At 44.7% G+C, this 208-nt stretch carries 1 protein-coding gene; it reads left to right on the top strand.

Annotation, left to right across the window (positions count from 1 at the left end):
* Window positions 1-38: 38 nt before the first annotated feature.
* On the top strand, window positions 39-208 hold a 170-nt coding region (locus HJV72_RS20455; protein WP_305798510.1), incomplete at its 3' end, for a ferritin family protein.

The following is a 208-nucleotide window of genomic DNA, read 5'->3' as shown; positions in this document are numbered from 1 at the left end:
ACATAGAATATTGTAAAACAGGAAACAGCGGAGAGAAGATGGAATTAAGAGAGAGCGAAACCTTTAGGAATCTGATAAAAGCTTACCAAGGAGAACTGCAGGCCAGCGGAAAATACCGCATTTATGCAAAACAGGCCAGGGAAGAGGGCTATATGAACATAGCGGACATTTTTGAGGAGACATCAGGCAATGAGGAGCGGCATGCGGA

The organism is Extibacter sp. GGCC_0201, assembly GCF_017566055.1.
Taxonomy (GTDB): Bacteria; Bacillota; Clostridia; order Lachnospirales; family Lachnospiraceae; genus Extibacter.
The sequence above is the reverse complement of the archived record's forward strand: the minus strand, read 5'-3'. Positions and strand labels throughout refer to the sequence as shown.